The sequence below is a fragment of the Fuerstiella marisgermanici genome (assembly GCF_001983935.1).
GTDB lineage: Bacteria > Planctomycetota > Planctomycetia > Planctomycetales > Planctomycetaceae > Fuerstiella > Fuerstiella marisgermanici.
The window spans coordinates 6,308,014-6,327,247 of record NZ_CP017641.1 but is presented as its reverse complement, the minus strand read 5'-3'; the positions used below and the strand labels follow the sequence as shown (position 1 = coordinate 6,327,247).

The following is a 19,234-nucleotide window of genomic DNA, read 5'->3' as shown; positions in this document are numbered from 1 at the left end:
GCATCCCTTGAGTGGGGTTGTTAAGTGATTTCTGAAGGCCTTCAAATCGAAAGCCCAAACGTGGCCCGGAAGTGTTTCTGGTCATTCGCTGGCCTGACAGCGGTCACCGTCAGTTGGCAGGTGGCGTCTTTAAAAACCGCCGCCCGTGTTGTATCCGGCACCGTAGCCGAACGCCGGGCTGTGGCCGCTGAAGCTGCCGCCACCGCCGCCGCTGAAGGAATTTTCTTCGTACATGCCGTCGTTATTGAATTGGCTGCCGCTGGAATTGCTGCCGCCAAATGCTCCGGCACCGCCACCAGAAGGCTGGCCAAAGCCGGCAAGTCCAGCCCCGGCTCCGGCACCGCTTTGTGTGCGTGAACCAGCCGTCATGAAGCCGACTGAGTGGCCCGTCACGCCCATGCGGTACGATCTTGGGAACCCGCCACGTTGGCCAGGTCGTTGTCCATTTTGCATGGATTGCTGTCGTTGGAATCCGTAAAGCCCCTGCTGCAGATCATTCTGCTGCTGGATCATTTCCTGCTGCGGTCTGACCAGACCGTAGTAGTTCATGATGGCGGCACCACCAGACGCCGGGCTGTTCCGAAACATGTTCATGTACGGACTAAAAGCCGGGCGGTCGAATGGTTGTTGAATTCGGTTGCCGAATTGAGCCATGGCCGATGAACCGGACAGGCTGAACACGGTGACGGCAAGTGCCATTGTCACGATTGTCGATGTCAGCTTAGACATGTTTCTTCCTTGAAATGTATCTCTGGTCCGCTTGATCGTTTGCTACGTTAGATCGGCATCGGCTGCTTAGAAGCCGCCGCCTCCGCCACCAAAGCTGCTGGATCCCTGTTGCAGAGTTCGCACCGTACCGTTGCCGAGAATCGTCAGACCCAGAAGGCGTTCAAACGGGGCGGTAATCTTCGACAGGTTTGTGCTGAAGGTGATAAAGCGGTCAGCCTTAACGTACAGTCGGTCACCAGGCAGAAGCTGGTAGTTGGTACACGTTTGAGCTCCGCGAGCGATTGAGTCCCAGTCAACATGCAGCAACTGATCGGGGCAGTTGCAGCCAGGTTGGGGGCGAGCGATCCAGATCTGTCCTTTGTTGGCGATGGACGGAAGACCGTTCACCTGAGAAACCGCATCCAAGACGGTTTCGTTGCCGGTTGAAGGCAGCCGTGTCACTCTTTCACCCGCACCGCCGCCATCGGCGATCACGTAGTAGTATTTGCTGTTGTAGCCCAGTACGTCGACGCTCACTTCAGGAGCGTGCATGTAAGCACTGAGGTGTTGTTCAACAGCACACTTGACTTCTGACAGCGTCATGCCGGCGACGAAAACGCCACCATAGATACCGAGTCCAACGGTTCCGTCCGGTCGTACAAGGTGAGGTCCCGCGACCATTTGCTTGGCCGTTGGGTCCGGCAGCGTGACCAGCACCTGAGGGTTCGTCAGAATCCGTCGCAGGTGAGTGTCGACGCGTCGCTGGATTTCTGCCAGCGTTTCTCCGGCACACAGAACCTTGCCGTATTCCGGTCCGAGGTTTAGATAACCATCGGTGCCAATGACATACGGCCCGTTGATGGTTTTGAACGCCTGAGCCACTTTGTCGGCAGCGGTGTCGACCGGGATCGTGCGATCGACCTGAATCAGCAACGGCTCGCCTGCCAGGACCGGTGCGGTGGCCGGTCGCAGGTTGTTGGCTGCTTCAATCAGCAGCACGTCCGGTGCTTCAACTCGATATTCGGGCAGAGCCGTCTTGCGAAGTTCGCGAGGAACTTCGCAGTTGGTCATGCTGCATTGCATGACATCGCCGCATGCGGCGTCACCGCAACCGTCTGGCGAGCACACCACGCCGGTGGGACTGTTGCAGCCAGGCGTTGCCGTCATGTCTGTTGCACAGACGCCGGTTGTACAACCGGGATCGGCACAAAACCCACCGGGGCCGGCAGTCGTCGTGACGGGTATGCTTGACGTCGAAACGCAGCCGGAAATCAGAAGTGGAGCGATCGCTGAAGCCACTACTGCTCTGAAGCTGCGAAGGCTGGTTTTTGTGATACGCACAGCCAACATGATCCCCTCCCTGGAGAATTGAATCCGACACTTGAATCGGTGATGTTCCTGATGAAAAGCCGCCGCAATTGTGAGGATCCTTCCTCGTGGCCCAATCGGTCAAACTGACCTGCAGCGACGACTTTCAATGATACAGTTTCGATATCGGAACCGTATGACCGCTACCACCGTCTATTCCGGAGGACTTTTGTGCGGACAGCACTTGCTGGTCCGGTTATTCCAGTTGTTCCGGTTATGCGTGTGCTGATTCTGGAAGGAATTATTCAAGTTCTACGATCACAATGCCGGTCTACCGTTTTGAACCGGTAAAACGCAGGCTGCGGGTGCAGGGACAGAGGGTTTGCGGTAGCAGGCCGTGCTGTTTCCCACCGGCAGCCGCACGGTTACCCGCGAAGGGCAGCGATCAGACGTCACAAACCATCGCGGAATGCCGTAGCGCGAGGATGGGATCGTCCCATGTTGGGATAAATTCCTGAGCCACGAACAGATCGTAGCCCGTTGCCAGAATCGCCTTCATCACGGCCGGGTAGTTGATTTCCTGAGTCTCATCGAGCTCTTTACGGCCCGGGTTACCTGCCGTGTGGTAGTGACCAATAAACGAGTGATAATTCTGGATGCGACGAATGACGTCACCGTTCATGATTTGAACATGGTAGACGTCGAACAACAGTTTGAAGTACGGCGAATCCATGCGTTTGACCAAATCGATGCAGCGTTCGACATCGTCACCGAAGTAGCCCGGATGCCCCTTCATCGGGTGACTGTCGTCGCGAGAATTCAGATGTTCCAGAACCAGAACAATCTTCTTCTCGGTGGCGTAATCGATTACCTGTTTCCAACAGTCCAGGCAGTTCTTCTCCGCCGTGGCGTCGGCCATTCCCTTCACCGTCATGCCGGTGAAGGTGATCACGCTGGGTGCTCCGAACTCCACAGCCGTGTCGATTGAAGATTTTAGTTTCGCCACACACATTTCGTGGTTAGCGGTGTCGACAGGTCCCGTGGCGAATCCATGGCTGCCAACAAGAGAAATCTTCAGCCCCTGTTTCTTGGCTTCCGGGTAGAACTTCGGATCAATGCCTTCAATCGCTTCCAGGCCGATGTCGGCGCAATGTTTGATGAGCTCCGGGACCGGCATCGGGTTAAAGCACCAACCCATCACAGATTGTCGGATCCGCTTGTTGGTGATCCGGAAGTCAGCAGGTACGGCATCGCGTGTGGCCTGAGCGATCGGCAACGCGGCCTTCACCGGTTGACTGGTTGCAGCAGCGGCGACTGCTCCAGCAGCCAGCATTTGTCGACGCGAAAACGATTGGGATTTTGGCATCATGAACTTTCTGTGAAGTGGAGATCGCGAGGTGGCAGAATGGTGGTGTGGTTAGCGCGTGTTATTTGACTTCTTTCATTGCCTCTTCAACAGCCGCCCATGCTCTGGTCCGAGATTCGTCGTTGGAGAAGTCCGCGGACGCCAACATTCCCAGTCGCTGACTGGCGGCTCGAAGTTTGAATTCCTGGGGCGTCATCGAACCGCCCTTGGCCGCAAGCTGACGGTTGACCTTGGTCACAATGTCGCGAGCACGCGCGCTAAAGTTGCCCCACTGATCCGGCGAAATGGTGCCCTGCGACATCGATTTGTATTCCTCGTACAAATCCATGACAGCCGCTTTTTCATCGACGGCCAAACCGGGTAGAGAGATGTAACCCATCATGCCTCCGCCCACGACTGCTGCCAGCAACAGCACGCCGGCCACGATCCCGGCCACTTTGGCATCGATGGTTGGCAGAGTGAAACCGCCGCCCCGCTTCTTTTTCTTCGGTGGTGGTACTGGTGGGCGAGTTGGAATCGCTGCGGCTGCCCCAACAGCTCCGGACGCCTGCTGCCCACCAGCAAGAGCCGTTGCTGCTGCCGATGAACCAGCCGCTGTGGCGGACGTGGCCGCGGGTTGCGAAATCTGAGGTGCAGGCACAGCTGGCGACGGTGCACCTGGCGATGGCATTGCTGGCGCTGCCGCCCCTGCTGCGGGCGGTGTGACGGGTGCGGACTCAGCCGCGATAGGTGCAACAGCCGCTGCTGTCTCGCCGGGCTGATGATCGGGCTTCACGGCACCATCTTCTGTGAAGACTTCCGAAAATATCTCGCTTAGAAACTCATCTTCCTGCTTCTTCTTGCGCCTTTTCTTTTTCTTCAGTGGTCGGCCGGATGGGGCTTTCTTTGAAGTCGCTTTCTTCTTTGGTTGAGCTGCCTTGCGTTTCGGGGCCGGCGGGTCGGCCGGTTCGGTTGCACGTTCAGGAACGGGTTCCTGGGTGTCGGCCTCCGGGGGCTGTTGCGGGGCTTCGAGTTTCTGGCGTCGTCGCTTTGCTGCTTCGCTCTCCGCAAACGTCGATTCTGAATCGCCTTCAATACTAAAACTGTCGATGTCTAATTCATCTGGTGCTGGGCCCGTCGGCGTGTTGTCTTCGAACGAAAACGACAGCTCAGACAGATCGCTTAATTCGCCCGGATCAGCTTCATGTCCATCGCTCGCCTGCTCATCGTGCATCTGCGCGACGGTTGTCCAAAGCTCAGAATCGTCTTTGCGGACTCGGTCGGTCGGCGCCAGCGTCCCGTCGGTCACCAGATCATCGATTTGTTCCTGTGCGACAGGCCCGAATTCCTGTGACAGCAGTTCGTAGTACCATCGTTGGGCAGGCATGATCTCGTTCCGGCGGATTCGTTGGAAGTGGCCACTATCGACGTCGGGTTACAGCTGGTCGATACACATGGTTGTGGCAGCGGATCTGCATTATGACGGCGGCCTGCCGCGCAGTTCCAGCAACTCTTCGACGATCGAGTCAGAACGATCGGATTGAGTCGCCCATCGCCGCAGCTTGAGCGTCAGCCGGCCGCGTCACTGCATGAACTCGGTAGGTTCCACTTTCGAACACGACCGGAAGGTTCCATGGATAGGACGTTGGCAAAGCGGTCGCGCCCGTGAGCCCGGTCTCCATCGACTCCGTGACGATAAAGCGACCGTCGCTGCTTTTGACCGCGCCTTCGATTTGGCTGCTTCGAGACGGAAACAATTCCTGCAGAATTTTCACGCACCAGTAGCGCGTGGCGGGTTGCACGTCCAGTTCACGAAACAGGTGTACGCTGTGGACGTTCAGGCACGTCAGTTCGTAGTCGTTCACGTTCTGGTCACGAAGGAATTCCGCCACGTCGTGAAGTTCGTTCCAGTTTGGAAACGTTCCATGAGCCAGTTTGGCTTTCAGTGCAGGTGAGCTGCCTTCTTTGACACACGCCGTCCATTTCGAAAGCCGTTCGGGCCGCAGAATTGGCGACGCCAACATGGCCAGCAGTAAGAAGGCGGCGATAACCGGTTTGCGAATGGAGATCGCGAGATTCCATTCGTGCGATGCGATGACCAGCAGCCCCAACACGATGGCGGGCACGTGGATGTAGTCCATCGCGTGTTGCAGAGCCAACGATTGAAGCAGCCAACCGACATAGAAAGCACTGATGCCTGCCAAGTGGCCTTCAACCGCGCCACCAGCATGTTCGTGGGCCGCAAGGCGACGCCGCAATACGTTTCTTAACCGCGCAATCGCCACCGGCAAGGCCACCAGGTGTACGAGCCACCAGGGATAGAAGCGTCGGAACATCAGCACCCAACGTTCGACACTCTGCCGTTCGCGACCGGCCTTAAGGTATTCCGGATTCCATTCGAGCATCATGTCCCAGAAATGCGGCCACGCTCCGCTGTAAGTCATCCACGCGATGCCCGGCAGTCCGACCAGCATTCCGCCTGCAATCACCATCGCCGTTTCGAGGAAGACGCCGCTGCGTCGACGCGAAAATAGGTCGACCGCAATAACGCATAATGCGGGGATGGCGACGTGTGGTTTGATCCAGAAAGCGGCTCCCCAGCACACGCCTTCCAGTAACGACAACGATGTGTCAACGCCAAAGGATGCGGAACCGTGATTGCGTTTGAGTCTCAACCAGACGGCCGCCATCGCAGGCAGAAGCATCCAGGTATCTCGCTGAGCATGGCACCATTCGTTGCAGGAAAGGTAGAAGAACAAGGCGAAGGCAGTGAAGGTCGTAATCCTGCGCTGGCCTTTGATCGCTTCATTTGTCGTTGTTGCTCGTCCCCCGTTGAGTTCGTTCGTGAGAGACGCGTCCGCAGACGATAAACGAACAGGGCGTGCGAGGGTGAGCGTTTTTCCGGCCAGCAACAGGACGCCACCAAAGATCAACAGGTCGGCAAATCGCATGGCTTCGGACGACCAGCCCAATACACTGCGAATCGCGAGGTGAACCCAGACGACGCCCGGCAGGTTCGGTTCGATGATGTCGCGATACAGAACGCCGTCCTGCAGAACTCGATCGGCCTGCACGTCGAACAGGGCCGTATCGGAGTTCAGCGGCATGCACACAAACAGCGGCCCCACGATAACCAGCAGCGCGATGATCAAAATCGCCAGCGTTCGCTGGCGCATGATTGGCTGATGTTGTCTGGCGGGTTCGAGCATTGTGTGGGTGTGCTGCGTCCTCTTTGTTTCTACACGTTGTACTTTGTGTCACAACAGCGATGGCACCTTCAATCGCCATCGACCGCGTTCACAATACGCAACACTGAACAGCCGTTTGCAATCACTTCAACGAACGTGATGAATGTGCCGGCAGCGCCGCTGCGTACGATTAAGCTGCGCGTTGCGTGAAATCAACACGACTCGCACGACCCGTATATGTTCCGCTGAGTCCTCACAATACGCTGCCGGACCGGGGGTACTCCCGGACGCAAACCGGGCAGGTGATAGATTTGCCACGTCGAATCCGCCACACACATGCGCGAAAGCTCTCACATGCAAGCCAGTCATTTGCAGGAATTAGTTGATCTGGAAGACAGCTATTGGTGGCACGTCGCCAAGCGTCAACTGGTCACGCGACTGCTCAACAAATACGCGCCGGCACCCGGCCGTTTGGTTGAAGGTGGTATTGGCTCCGGTCGCAACCTGATCGAATTTCGTGACATGGGTTACGATGTCAGCGGCTTCGACCTGATGCCCGAGTCGGTCGCTCACGTGCGCCAACGAGGCATCGAAGACGTGCACGTGCATGATCTCGGTCAGCCATGGCCGGTCGCAGAAAAAAGTTTGAAAGCCGTTGTTCTGCTGGACGTATTGGAACACGTTGAACACCCGGTTGAAGTACTAGGGCATGTGAAAAAGGCTCTGGCCGACGACGGCGCCGTCATTATCACTGTGCCCGCTTATCCGTGGTTGTTCAGTCGCTGGGACGAACAGCTCGGGCATTTTCGACGCTACACGACTCGGGAATTTCGCCGGCATGCGGCCGAAGCAGGCTTTCGAGTCAACTGGTTGAATCATTGGAACAGCTTCACTCTGCCCGCGGCGATGGCCGTGCGAGGTGTCGAGAAAGTCTTCCCCAAACGTGAGCACCCGGACTTCCCGAAGGTCTCGCGATTTACAAACAACGCCTTGCTTACCGCCGCCGCCGCAGAACGCTGGTGCATGGGCAAGCTGCCGGTTCCTGCCGGGCTGTCTTTGGCTGGAGTGCTGACCAAATGATCGCGCCGATGCACCATTTCTTGTCGGCTGACCGATCCGCCCTCGCTCGTAACCGCCAGCACGCTCGCGTGTCGGTGGTGATGCCGGTTTACAACGAAGCCGCAATTCTGCAACAGTTGACCGACGCCGTCCGAACGGTATTGAAGGATTGCTGCGCGGACTTCGAAATCGTCTACGTTAACGACGGGTCGAGCGATGACAGCCGCGAATTGCTTGATCAGCTTGCAGCCACCGATGACCGCATTATTGTCATCCACCTTGCTCGCAACTTCGGTCACCAGGCAGCCGTCCATGCCGGACTGGAACATGCCTCCGGCGATGCGGTCGTGCTCATGGATTCGGATCTGCAGGACGATCCGGCCGCGATTCCTCAGTTTTTGGCGGAGTGGGAAAACGGGTTCGACGTCGTTTACGCTCAGCGGTTCAACCGCAAAGAATCACTGCCGAAGCGCGTTCTGTTTCACACGTTCTATCGCGTCCTGAATTCCATCGCCGGCAGCCCGATGCCAACTGACGCGGGCAATTTTAGCTTGATGGATCGAGCCGTTGTGGACGCACTTTTGCAGTTGCCGGAATGCGAACGCTACCTTCCCGGACTGAGAAGCTGGATCGGCTTTCAGCAGACGGGCGTGAAGGTTGAGCGGATGGCTCGCCATGACGACCAGCCGCGAGTGTCTCTTGCAGGTTTGTTCAAACTCGCCAAGACGGCCATCTTTTCGTTTTCGTCGTTTCCGTTGACTTTATTCTACATCATCGCCGGCGTGTCTGGTCTGGTTTGCCTGTCATCGATCAGCTTTGTTTTGTATCACAAGGCGTTTTCAGGGCTTGCCATCCCCGGCTGGACATCAACGATTATTACGGCGTCGTTTTTTGGCGCATTGAATGCGTTGGGTATTAGCGTGTTGGGCGAATACGTGATCCGAATCTACGATCAAGTGCGAGCTCGACCCATTTACCTGACGAAGTCCAAACGCAACCACATTCAGCAGTCAACAATGACGTCTCAGGCGTCCGTCGCGGCGGCTCGAAAGTTATTGGAAGAATTGGATTCCGAGTACAATCACCCGACTGCACCGGGGCGTAGCGGAATTCGGCAAAACCCCTGATCAACGGGCCGCGGATCAAAACAGCACTGGGAACTCTGGCGAGTCCCACTCCCAAAACCGTTAACCGCTGCCACACGCAGCAGGATGAAAAAATGAAAGTGACGATGATCGGAACCGGTTACGTGGGACTCGTAACCGGCACATGCTTCGCCGAAAGCGGCAATGATGTGACGTGCCTGGACGTCGACCAGAAGAAGGTCGATCTCCTGAACAGCGGCGGCGTGCCCATTTACGAACCAGGTCTCACCGAACTGGTCAAACGCAACGCTGCCGCCGGTCGATTGGAATTCAGCACCAACTACGCCGAAGCAATCGAAGGTGCAAAATGCGTCTTCATCTGCGTTGGCACCCCTCAGGATGATAGTGGCGCGGCCGATCTGAAATACGTTCAAAGTGCGGCTGAATCGATGGCTCCTTATCTGGAACCCGGCGCAGTTGTGGTGTGTAAGAGTACGGTTCCCGTCGGAACGAACCGCAAGGTGCGCGGCTGGATTGAAGCGAAGACGGACACAAAGTTCTACTCCGCGTCTAACCCGGAATTCCTGAAAGAAGGCGCGGCGATTGACGACTTCACCAAGCCCGACCGAGTTGTCGTGGGCGTCGACGACGAAGACGCGGCCGACGTGGTTCACGAACTCTACAAACCGTTTTTGCGCACAGAAAAACCGTTCATCGCAATGGGCATCGAGAGTGCAGAAATGGTGAAGTACGCCGCCAACTGCATGCTGGCCACCAAGATCAGCTTTATCAACGAAATGGCCAACATCTGCGAGCAGGTCAACGCTGACATCAACGACGTCCGCAAAGGAATCGGCCACGATGCTCGCATCGGGTTCTCGTTCCTGTTCCCCGGTGTGGGCTACGGCGGAAGTTGTTTCCCGAAAGATGTGCGAGCTCTGGCGTCACTCGCCGCTGAACACGGTATTGAACCCCGAATTTTGCGAACGGTAGACGAAACCAACAACCAGCAGAAGAACGTTCTGTTCAACAAGATCAACACGTACTTCGACGGCGACCTGAATGGCAAGACAATTGCCATCTGGGGACTGTCCTTCAAGCCTCGCACCGACGATATCCGCGAAGCTCCGTCACTGGTGCTGATCAACAGTCTGCTGGAAGCGGGCGCGGTTGTTCAGGTTTCTGACCCGGTCGCGATCGAAAACGTACAGGCAGAACTCGGCGATCGCGTCACCTACTGTGAGCACCACTACGACGCCTGTGCCAACGCGGACGCTCTGGCAATTGTCACGGAATGGAACGAGTTCCGTACACCGGACTTTGACTACATCAAGCTGAAAATGAAGGCACCGGTTATCTTCGACGGTCGCAACTTGTACGACTGCAAGAAGATGGCTCGTCGAGGCTTCTATTATGCAGGCATCGGCCTTTCCCCGGCCGGCGCGTCTCAGGAGACGGTCGGCGCGGCGGGTGAATGAGCCGGATGCGTAGCGAAACGCTGGCTTGGTCGGGAAGGTAAGCGGCGGTCTCCGAGCATGGAACCGCGGCGCCCGCTGTCTGGTGGACTTCGCGTGACTGGACGGATCCACGGCGTGGCACGCATCCGAGTGGTTCGGCCGCAGAAGGCTTCGGTCGTAGTCTGTGCGACTTTTCGCTCTGCGCGAGACGCCCGCACTACTAAAAAGAGCCTTGTGGAATTGGGAGCGAGGAACGAGTGAACCCCCGGGGTTTCCTTCGCTTCGCTCAGTCCAAGCCCGGCCACACGCTAAGGGACGGTGTTCCAATTTTGCTGGGGGATTTATTTGGGTAGCGCCGTCGGTCGCAGCGGATTCCCAATTCCCGGCGTTCACACAACGGAAAACATGCGGACGTTGATTCCCCGGCAGTCGGCGATAGAATCTGAGATTCCGCAGGTGATCGGGCAATTTTGCCAGATGCTTTCGGACGTTCCGCGCGTAAAATAATACCGCACACCGTTTAGCTCGCATTTTCGGAGTGACCAACGGAAGCGTATTCGAGCGGTGGTTCGAATCACGCTGAGGCGTCGCCTCGTGTTAGCACTCTGAAATTCTGGAGTTTCGAAATGTTTAGTGGCCCTTGGGAATGGATCATCATCGGACTTGTCGTGTTGCTGCTTTTCGGCAACCGGCTGCCTGGTGCCGCAAAGTCGCTGGGACAGAGCTTCTCGTCCTTCAAGAAGGGCATCAAAGAAGGCTCGGAAGATGATTCGCCGTTTGACGACGACACGCCAAAGGTGGAACATGACCGCAGCGAATCCCGTAAAACGGCTTCAACAAAGCAAGAACAGCAGGTGTAATACGGCGCGGCTCAGCCTTGAGCTCACGCCGCAAGCCTCGTATTTCAAGTAACGATTTTATAGTGCAGCCAAGCCCATGTTTTTCAATCCCGGTCCACAGGAAATGATCGTCGTCGGAATCGTGGCGCTGCTGCTGTTCGGCAAGCGGTTGCCCGAAGTCGCTCGAAATCTGGGTAAAGGGTTCTCGGAATTCAAGAAGGGCATGAGTGGCATGCAGGACGAAATCCGAAACTCTGGTTCCGATAGCTATCGCCCCAACGATTACTCGTCCGACAACAGTTCAGAACTTTCCAGCCGACCAGTTCCGGACGACACCGACGACGACGATGACTTCAAAGCTCCGAAGTTCAACGTCGAAGACTAGTGCCGTCTCCGTTTCGTTGTGAACGGTTCGGGCTCGTGGGAAATAGCCTTCATCGTTCGAAGAGCTTATTCCGCGGCCACAAGTCAGTGAGATTCGCTGTTGTGCTGCGTCAGCAGTGAATGCTGGGTTAGCCAACGGGCGTTAAGCCCGGTTCATCGGCCCTCATCACATATCGGCGTTCTACCCGCAGCAATGCTTCCGGCTTACTGGCCGCCGTATTCGCACTGCAGGCAGGCCACGAAAAAAGCCTGAACGCGAAAGTGTCACGTTCAGGCTCAGCCAGGATTCAGTAGAACGGCTTGCGGGCCGTTCGCCTAAGTATCAACCAGCCACGCGTCTTTCGCATGTGGTCGTTTGAGGTATGTGCCTGATTAGAATTTCATTTCGCCAAGTGACGGCAAGCCGAACCAGCCATTCGATTGGCTCTTCTGTGGTCTGCGGCTTTGCGTTGTGCGGCGAGGTGCCTGACGCGGCGCTGGTCGGCTGCTGGTCGCAGTCGCTGGTGCGACTCGCTGAGGCGGAAGGCTGTTCTGCCGTTGCATAGAAGGCGATGACTGCATGCTGGTTTGCTGCAGTTGCGGCACCTTCAGAGGTGGCTGACTCGCTGGCTGCAGACTCGCGTCCTTCGCCTGAACGCTCACGGTCTTCCTGTTTGACGCTGCTTTTGCAGACACAGGTGCGGCCGCAGTGTTGCTGACCAAAGCCGTTGCACTTTCTGGCTTCGGCATTGCTGTTGAACGAGCCATCTGGCCAGCACCTTGCACTCGAGGCTGTGTGGCAGAGAAACCCGGCTGGCACGATGGGCAGTATCCGCCATCGATCACGCCGCCCTCATAAATTACAGGAGCCCTCATCATGACTGCCTGACTGCCGCTGGTGTAGCACCCTCCGCTATAGCGAGGATCGACGGGACAGATTCTGGCGTGGAAGTTTGAGGGATACGGCACGGGCGGAATCGCCGATGGATCGTGTCGCCACGTAGGAACGTTGGCGTAGCTGTAGCCAAGCTGAGCTGTGTCTGTTGGCTGGTACACCATTGGAGCACCCGCTCCGTAGCCACCACCCGGTGTGCCATACCACTGGCCTCGGTGATAGGCCGCGAAGCCGCTGTTGCCGTAGTTGACAGGCATGCGAGCGGGAGGAGACCAACCGGAATCGGCCGAGCCCTTCGTATCGCAGCACCACTTCAGGGTCTTTGCACCGGGCACGTTCCATCGTGCTGCTCGGCCAATCGGTCCGCAGCGATGAGTCCAGTTCATGCCGTAGGCCTGCCACGTGGTTCGCATATTGCAGCGGCCCGCTGTGTCAGATTCGGTATAGTCGGCTTTCCGAAGTTGGCGGCGATCTTTGCGGCTTAGTTTACCGCTGACCATGCTGCATTCTCCAGCCTTACCGCGGGTGGTTTTCATCCCGAAGGAAGTGCAGCCTTCCACTTCGCAGCAGCCTTCCACTGGGCAGGCTTCGCCGCAGCCACCGTCGGTGCAGCCTAAAGCTGCAACCTGCTGAATATCGGCTCCAAAGCTGTTCGCCGAAACCAGCGTAACCGCGGACAACAAGAGAAATCGAACGTTGTGTCGCATGAGATCCATCTCCTTCACCCGATCCGTTACAAAACGACGGTAATGGGCGAGCATAACTTTGCGGGTGATTCAAGAATTCGTTTTACCAGGTCTGGTGGTACAGCGGCTGAGGCGCGGACGCTCCCTGATAGGTGCCGACCGGGCTGATTCGGCTGGATGGTGTTCCCCAGCTGTAGTTGTAGGCTTGTCGCACATTCGGAGCCAATGGCACGCCAACCGGCACGCCGTAACCCTGAGCTCCGTAAGCACCGCCGTCACGCGGATCAGCATAGCCCGGCTGGTCAGCGTATGTGATGGAATACTTGCCAACAGGAGGGCAGCCCTGGCCGCCGCAACCCGATGGAACCATCCAGCCAAACAGTGTGTTAGAAAGTCGTTGGTTGCGAGCCAGATAATTCAGCTGCTGACCACGCCACCAGCGTTTTGGCCAGCGAGCGTTGTTGCAGGTTCCTTTTGGTGTGGCTCGGGCAAACAATCGAAGCACTCGATCGTTGTAGCCAGGCCCGTAGAAGCATTCATCGCAGTCGCCGTCTTTGCGGGCGCGTCGACGAGCTTTTCGGCTGCGACAGTTTTTGCAGTTCGCATGTCCGCAGGTACAACCTTCAAACCCACCGTCGTAGCAGCCTTCGCCGCAACCATCATCGCAGCAGTCGCCGATTTCACAGCAATCGCCGGTATCGCAGCAGTCATAACATTCTTCGCCGTAGCCCATCATCGGGCTGTAGCAATCGGCCGGATAACCGCCCATCATGTAGCCGCCAGGCGCGCAGTTGACGCCGTGGCCAGCCGTGTGATAGTAATTTGATTGACCGTAGCCGCCATACATCATGGGGTGGCCGCCGCCGTAGTTCATCATCGGAGCAGCATATGGCATGCTGTACGATGTCTGTTGAACGGACTTTTTCGTTCCGGACATGTTGACGACGCCTGCTTTGGTATCGCCGTCAGTGATCCGCGCCACGCCCTCTTCGGCCTTTGCAAAGCTGGATGTGACCAGCACGCAAACCGCGGCAGCGAACCATCTCTGTGTTGAGTTTCCTGGTCGCATTTTATGTTCCACCTGTTGTTCAAAGTATCGAGTATTCGTGGCGGTGGCTTCCCGCCGCAGTTTGTGTTGTTTGTCGCAAAAGAATGGTCCGGACAATTTCCATTACCGAATCACGGGCGGATGAAAGCGTGCCCATGGGCTGATGTGAGACTTGTACTTCACGTCAACCTGCGTGCCCTGCAGCTTCCAGTTTTCCTTTGACCACACGCCAAACGGAGTCACGATCCAGCCGCCGTGTACCTTGTAGTAGTACGGGCCGTACATCGCTTTGTATCGATGAGCGTAAAGCATCTCATGCGGATGCAGTGCGTGAGTTGGGATAGTTGTCCCGCCAACCTGCACCGGAATGCCGGGCTTTGGCGCGGGATACAGTGCCCCGCCCTGATTGCCACCAATCATGCCCGCGTTCATCCCACCCGCGTTAAAGGGGTGGTGCATTCCGTGAGCCAGAAAGTGGGGTCCGTGTTCGCTGTTGACCAGCCCTGGCAGAATGCGTCCGTGTGAAACGGCGTGCATGGGCATTGGCTGAGCGTAGTGAACCGGAGTCGGCTGCGGTGTGGCTTCGGCAGGTTGCAGTTCCGGAGTATCCGGACGGCTGCTGGTCTGACGAATCTCAGGCACTTGTTTCGCGGCGTCCTCGACAACAGCGTGAGTCACGCCGCCAGCCTGAGGGGCTGGTCGTCGGACAGGCTGATGATTGGGGCGACCGATATTCGGTCCGCGAAACAGGTCCAGTAGACCGCTCGATTTTTGGCTGTCCTGAGCCTGAATGCTGCCCACACTCATGACGCCAATCATGAGAGCCACAATTCCCTTGCGAAGCATTGCTTCTTCCTCCATGGCGTCAGTCAAACTTCGAAACGTGAACGGCTGATGCCGAAGACTCATGCCTTCTGAAACCAGCCATGTCCGAATTTGGCTTAGCGCTGCTTGTTGGTGAAAAGACTGCAGGGCACCGGCCGTGCCGTCTTCTGCCCCCCGGCAGATCCTGCTGTGGCCGTTGCTGGCCTACGTCGTAAAATTCGGCTTCTAACGGTCGTGAGGATGAATCAATCCCCTTTGTTGATACACCCGATACCAGTAGTTTGTATGGCAGCACCCGTGCATTCAAAAGAACCCGCAAAAGCTTCCTAACCTTCCCCGCTTTTCATTGCGGTTCCTTCAGACTGGCGCTTTGCCATTCGGCCGAAGTCCCTAGAATGCCGTTTCGACTGCGTTTTACGTGGTTTTTATCCTCCGACTGATCGAAAGGAAGCCCCCAGTTGGCCCGCAGAAAGTCATCCCGCAACAGCAGCGAAACCAGTCTGTTCGCGAAAACCGACGCGTTGGATCACGCCGGCAACGTGGAATACGTGGCCATCAGTTCCGAAACGCGCCGCCGTTATCTGAATTATGCGCTGTCCGTAATTTCGTCCCGAGCTCTCCCCGACGTGCGTGACGGTCTGAAGCCTGTGCAGCGGCGGATTCTGTACGTCATGTACAAGTCTCCGCTTAGCCTGCGAGCCGACAGCAAGACTCGTAAGTGTGCCAAAATCTGCGGCGACACCACCGGTTCGTTCCACCCACATGGCGACACAGCTGTCTACGACGCGTTGGTGCGGCTGGCTCAAAACTTTTCACTGCGTTACCCCCTGGTAATTGGCCAGGGAAACTTTGGCTCCATCATGGGGCTGCGACCCGCTGCGTCGCGATATACAGAAGCCAAACTCTCAGCGCTGTCCGAGCAGCTCATGAACGAACTGCGGTACAGCACCGTCGACATGCGTCCGACGTACGACGCCGCCGACGAAGAGCCCGCCGTTCTTCCCGCGCGATATCCGGCTTTGTTGGTGAATGGTTCGTCGGGCATTGCCGTCGGCATGGCCACCAGCATTCCGCCGCACAACTTAAATGAAGTCACCAAGGCGTGCGTGCAGTTAATCCAAAATCCGGATGCCACGGTCGCTCAGTTGATGAAGTACATCAAAGGCCCCGACTTTCCACTCGGCGGCCGCATCGTGACCGAGCGTAAAGACGTTCGCGCGGCCTATGAAACCGGCAAAGGAAGCTTCAAGACTCGCGGCGAATGGCGGCACGATAAAGAAGGCAAGAAGGAACTCAAAAATCGCCTGGTGATCTATTCGGTTCCGTATTCCGTGTCCACAGGGCCGCTGCTAAGCGAAATCGGCGACCTGATTGAAGCTCGCAAAATCCCGCAACTGGTCAACGTTAACGACGAAACCAACGAAGAGAACGGCCTTCGCATTGTGCTGGACATCAAGCCCGGCACAGATCCTGAAGCGGTGATGGCATTCCTGTTTAAACACACGAATCTGGAACAGAACTTCAGCTACAACGCGACGTCGCTGGTGCCCGATGATCGCGGTTCGCTGGTGCCGCGAGTGCTAAGCTTAAAGGAAATGCTGCAGCACTTTCTGGACTTCCGCTTCGACACGGTCCGCCGCCGACTGGAATTCCAGTTAGAACAACTTCGCAAGCGCATCCATATTCTGGAAGGCTTTGCGATCATCTTTGACGGGCTCGACCTGGCTCTCAAGATTATTCGAGCCAGCAGCGGCAAGAAAGACGCCGCTGAAAAGTTGATGAAGAAGTTTCCGCTGGACGAAGTTCAGACGGACGCGATTCTGGAACTGCAACTGTACAAAATTTCGCAACTCGAAATCGACAACATTCGCGAAGAGCTGGCCGACAAAAGGGCTCAGGCGGCCGAGATCGAAAAGCTGCTGAAGTCGAAGACGCAGATGTGGAAGCTGGTCCGCACGGAACTGGAAGAAGTAGCGGCTGAATTCGGCGACAAGCGTCGTAGCGATTTCGGTTCCGCTGATGAAATTGCTGAATACGATCCGTCTGCATACATCGTCAAAGAAAACACCAACCTCGTTGTCACGACGGACGGCTGGGTCAAACGAGTTAACTCGCTGCAGAGTGTTTCCAAAACGCGAGTCCGCGATGGCGACAGCGTCCTCGACGTGCTCCCCGGCAGCACTCTTGATAACGCCGTCTTCTTTAGTTCAGACGGAGTCGCGTTTACTGTGCCGCTGGATCAGTTGCCGGTGTCGTCCGGTTACGGCGAGCCGCTGGCGAAACACGCCAAGCTGCGCGACGGAGCCAAAGTGGTGTCTGCCATCACGACTGACCCACGCTTCGTGGAAGCGGTCGACGATGATTCCTCAGAATGGGGCCCGCTGCTGCTGGTGGGCACAAGAAATGGCCAGGTACTGACAATTCCGTTCCACGGGTTCCGTTTGCCAAGTACGAAGTCGGGCCGCAAATACTGTCGGCTGCGAGCAGGCGATGAAGTCGTTTATTGTCAGCTCGTCACAGAAGCAGAAACCGTCTTCTTTGCATCAGCGAATGCTCGCGTGCTCCACTTTTCGCTAAGTGACGTACCTATGCTGACTGCGGCTGGCAAAGGCGTGCGAGGCATCAAGCTGGATCCAGACGATCGGCTGCTTGGCGTTGTTCAGTTGACCAGGCCAAGCGACTGTTTGCGAGCGATCAACAGCAACGGCAAGGAAATGGTGTTCGGGCAACAGAAGTATCAGGTAACTTCACGCGGCGGCCGAGGTGTTCTCACCAGCAAGCGTGGATCGTTCGAGTCGATTGTCCGTCCGGAAATCCAGCTAGTGGACTGGTCGGAAATGGAAGAAGGATAATTCGCACGCATCCCACCGCTGCAGGATAAAAAAGAAGCCCGGCTTTTCAACAAAGCCGGGCTTCTTCTATGTGGAGTTCAGTGGTTGTTGCGTAGCCGCTCTAGCTGCGATTACGCCCCAATGGCGCGGGAAGAGAGATCCACTGCAGTGGAGCGTTTGCTTTGCGGGCGGAAGACATCTTCGTCGTGCGCTGGGGCTGCGAGGGGGCATCACCGGCCAGTCGTTTCAGCGAAACCACTCCGAAATGACTGCTGCGTGATTCGCGTTGAGTCAAAAACGAGTGCGGGCGACGCGCCTGTTCATCGCCTTCGTCAGGCAGGAACTCACGCGGTCCGGCTTCTGTGCCAGGGGCTGACTCGCCCTCGGTTGGTTCAGTGGTTTCTTCGATCGGTACGTTAATCGGCGGCTTGTTGGCACCCCGATCGATGACGCCACTGCCCGTTGCGTCGTCTTCGGGGACGACGGGCTTCTGACGACTATCGGGGCCGAAGCGACTGGGGTCGAAGGGTGGAAGGGGATTCGCGTCGAGGTCATCCGCGGGATTTGTGCTGTCCCGCCCTGGCGCCCATCCGCCTCGACCGGATGAACTACTTCCGCCCAAGCCGGAATCATCACGAGACCCAGGTCGCGTAAACCCGTCTGTCTCATTTCTGTCGTCAGCCCGTGGCGGAAACCTGTCGTCGTCATTTCGCGGGGCGTCTCGGTTCTCATATTCCAAGCGGTCGAGTTCCCTGAGTCGGCGTTCCAGACGCTCACGTTCGGTTTCTCCGGGGAAGCCAGGGTCGGGAGTGGGTTCTTTGCGAGTCTCTGTGGAAACGCAATCGCTACATCCCGCCGTTCCACAGCCAACAGAACCGCAACCTGACGAACAGCAGTTAGTCGCACAGGCATTGGTAACGCAGCACCCGGCCGATGCGCCGGAAAACACGCCCGCGTATCCGACTGACTGCATGCCATAGTCGGAAACGCCGTAAGACGCATACGACATTGGCGCGGCGTAGCCATAGGACGGAGCGTAGTTCATGGATGCATAGGCTGGTGGAGCGTAGCCGCCCCATCCGCCGCCGTAACCAGCGAAGGCCGGAAACCACGGGAACAGGCAGCAGGCGGATGCAGTTTGATTCGCCACCAGACATGCCAGCATCAGCAAAATCGAGCGAAACACGTTCATCTTTGCCTCCTTGAGGCGAGTGAATTCATCAGCAAAACATAGGGTCATGAGACTGTTTGTGCTGTTCACCAGCAGAAACGACCGTCCCAACCGAAACTTGTTATTCAGTGCTACCGTTTTACTCATCCCACCCGGCAAAAGTCAAATACTCTGTGTTCCTGACCGCGAATGGCAGCAAGATAGGTGGCATTTGGTGCACCCTGCACGGGTTGTCGAATTCGCGTGTGACGCGGGCCGCACCACGGCAGGACAAGAAATGCCGTCCCAGGAGCGGCAGAAATTTCCCCGGGCCGGAAAATTTTTCCGCGCCCGTTGCAGGCTCCTGAGCACAAACGCAGGCCAGCTACGAGTTCAGTCGCATTTTTGCACGCCAAACGCTGCATGGGGGAAACCACTCCGCAGCGC

15 protein-coding genes are annotated in these 19,234 nt (G+C 57.0%); 6 read left to right on the top strand and 9 right to left on the bottom strand.

What is annotated here, in order from left to right:
* Positions 1 to 129: 129 nt before the first annotated feature.
* The 5 genes from Fuma_RS23790 to Fuma_RS23765 form a co-directional block, all read right to left on the bottom strand.
* A complete protein-coding gene (locus Fuma_RS23790; RefSeq protein WP_077026318.1) occupies positions 130 to 729 on the bottom strand; it encodes a hypothetical protein in 600 nt (199 codons plus the stop codon).
* Positions 730 to 795: 66 nt separating this feature from the next.
* Positions 796 to 2,058 carry a polysaccharide biosynthesis/export family protein gene (locus Fuma_RS23785; protein WP_145944341.1) on the bottom strand — a complete coding sequence of 421 codons (1,263 nt, stop codon included), beginning with the start codon at positions 2,056 to 2,058 and terminating at the stop codon, positions 796 to 798.
* Between the two features lie 403 nt (positions 2,059 to 2,461).
* The gene (locus tag Fuma_RS23775) at positions 2,462 to 3,385 is read right to left on the bottom strand and encodes a TIM barrel protein (RefSeq protein WP_218922277.1); all 924 of its coding nucleotides are present in this window, start codon (positions 3,383 to 3,385) and stop codon (positions 2,462 to 2,464) included.
* A 58-nt stretch (positions 3,386 to 3,443) separates the two neighbouring features.
* Complete coding sequence (locus tag Fuma_RS23770; RefSeq protein WP_077026315.1) at positions 3,444 to 4,748, bottom strand: GYF domain-containing protein; 1,305 nt, start codon at positions 4,746 to 4,748, stop codon at positions 3,444 to 3,446.
* A 139-nt stretch (positions 4,749 to 4,887) separates the two neighbouring features.
* Positions 4,888 to 6,570, bottom strand: coding sequence for a hypothetical protein (locus Fuma_RS23765; protein WP_145944340.1), 1,683 nt, complete (start codon positions 6,568 to 6,570; stop codon positions 4,888 to 4,890).
* 333 nt (positions 6,571 to 6,903) lie between these two features.
* Between Fuma_RS23765 and Fuma_RS23755 the strand changes: the two genes are divergently transcribed.
* From Fuma_RS23755 to Fuma_RS23735, 5 genes are all read left to right on the top strand, one after another.
* Positions 6,904 to 7,629 carry a class I SAM-dependent methyltransferase gene (locus tag Fuma_RS23755; RefSeq protein ID WP_158521113.1) on the top strand — a complete coding sequence of 242 codons (726 nt, stop codon included), beginning with the start codon at positions 6,904 to 6,906 and terminating at the stop codon, positions 7,627 to 7,629.
* Complete coding sequence (locus Fuma_RS23750) at positions 7,626 to 8,735, top strand: glycosyltransferase family 2 protein (protein WP_077026311.1); 1,110 nt, start codon at positions 7,626 to 7,628, stop codon at positions 8,733 to 8,735. Before Fuma_RS23755 ends, Fuma_RS23750 begins: the two co-directional genes overlap by 4 nt.
* A 92-nt stretch (positions 8,736 to 8,827) precedes the next feature.
* Positions 8,828 to 10,171, top strand: a complete 1,344-nt coding sequence (locus Fuma_RS23745) for a UDP-glucose dehydrogenase family protein (RefSeq protein ID WP_077026310.1) — start codon at positions 8,828 to 8,830, stop codon at positions 10,169 to 10,171.
* Between the two features lie 605 nt (positions 10,172 to 10,776).
* Positions 10,777 to 11,010 carry a Sec-independent protein translocase subunit TatA/TatB gene (locus Fuma_RS23740; RefSeq protein ID WP_077026309.1) on the top strand — a complete coding sequence of 78 codons (234 nt, stop codon included), beginning with the start codon at positions 10,777 to 10,779 and terminating at the stop codon, positions 11,008 to 11,010.
* Positions 11,011 to 11,086: 76 nt separating this feature from the next.
* Entirely contained in the window at positions 11,087 to 11,374 is a 288-nt protein-coding gene (locus Fuma_RS23735; protein WP_077026308.1) for a Sec-independent protein translocase subunit TatA/TatB, read from the top strand.
* 371 nt (positions 11,375 to 11,745) lie between these two features.
* Here the strand turns inward: Fuma_RS23735 and Fuma_RS23730 are convergent, their stop codons facing one another.
* The 3 genes from Fuma_RS23730 to Fuma_RS23720 all read right to left on the bottom strand — a co-directional run bounded on the left by Fuma_RS23730 (position 11,746) and on the right by Fuma_RS23720 (position 14,827).
* Entirely contained in the window at positions 11,746 to 12,954 is a 1,209-nt protein-coding gene (locus Fuma_RS23730; protein ID WP_145944339.1) for a hypothetical protein, read from the bottom strand.
* 82 nt (positions 12,955 to 13,036) lie between these two features.
* Entirely contained in the window at positions 13,037 to 14,002 is a 966-nt protein-coding gene (locus Fuma_RS23725) for a hypothetical protein (protein WP_145944338.1), read from the bottom strand.
* Between the two features lie 102 nt (positions 14,003 to 14,104).
* Positions 14,105 to 14,827: a hypothetical protein gene (locus Fuma_RS23720; RefSeq protein ID WP_145944337.1), complete on the bottom strand. Its 723-nt coding sequence runs from the start codon at positions 14,825 to 14,827 to the stop codon at positions 14,105 to 14,107.
* Positions 14,828 to 15,264: 437 nt separating this feature from the next.
* On the opposite strand from Fuma_RS23720, the gene Fuma_RS23715 reads away from it, so the two are divergent.
* Positions 15,265 to 17,658, top strand: coding sequence for a DNA gyrase/topoisomerase IV subunit A (locus Fuma_RS23715; RefSeq protein WP_083732277.1), 2,394 nt, complete (start codon positions 15,265 to 15,267; stop codon positions 17,656 to 17,658).
* Between the two features lie 100 nt (positions 17,659 to 17,758).
* Here Fuma_RS23715 and Fuma_RS23710 read toward each other — a convergent pair whose 3' ends face one another.
* Positions 17,759 to 18,829 carry a hypothetical protein gene (locus Fuma_RS23710; protein ID WP_145944336.1) on the bottom strand — a complete coding sequence of 357 codons (1,071 nt, stop codon included), beginning with the start codon at positions 18,827 to 18,829 and terminating at the stop codon, positions 17,759 to 17,761.
* Between the last annotated feature and the right edge of the window lie 405 nt (positions 18,830 to 19,234).